Source organism: Streptomyces sp. NH27, assembly GCF_056859195.1.
This window is the reverse complement of sequence record NZ_JACEGK010001056.1, coordinates 1-589: the sequence shown is the minus strand read 5'-3', so window position 1 is coordinate 589 and position 589 is coordinate 1. Positions and strand designations below refer to the sequence as shown.

Sequence of the window (589 nt, the reverse complement as noted above, 5' to 3'; positions counted from 1 at the left end):
CAGCTCTTCTCTCCGCCGCACGCGCCCCGGGTATCGCCCTGACCAACGCGGACGCAGCCCGCCAGGACACGCCCCCGTTGCCCGTACGGCCGCGCGGGGCGTACGGACGGGGGTGCGGACACGGTTACGGCCGCGGGTGCGACACGGGTGAGGCGGGCGCCGCACCGGGCGTACGGCCGGGCTCCGTACGCACGTACCCACGCGCGCCCCTACGCCCGTACGCCCCTACGCGGCCCGGTCAGCCGTAGCCCAGCGCGTGCAGCCGCTCGTCGCCGATCCCGAAGTGGTGGGCGATCTCATGCGCGACGGTGACTTCCGTCTCGGCCACGACCTCCTCCCGGGTGGCGCACATCCGCAGGGTCGGGCCGCGGTAGATCGTGATCCGGTCCGGCAGCACCCCCGCGTACCACTCGCCGCGCTCGGTCAGCGGGGTCCCCTCGTACAGCCCCAGCAACTCCTCGTCGCCCGGCTCCGGTTCGTCCTCGACGAAGACCACCACGTTGTCCATCAGACGGGTCAGCTCGGCGGGAACCCGGTCGAGCGCCTCGCCGACCAGTTCCTCGAACTCCTCCGGGCTCATCTCCAGCAC

1 protein-coding gene is annotated in these 589 nt (G+C 73.0%); it reads right to left on the bottom strand.

The window, feature by feature from the left end:
- Window positions 1-238: 238 nt before the first annotated feature.
- On the bottom strand, window positions 239-589 hold a 351-nt coding region (locus AC13HU_RS37990), incomplete at its 5' end, for a metallopeptidase family protein (protein WP_483046550.1).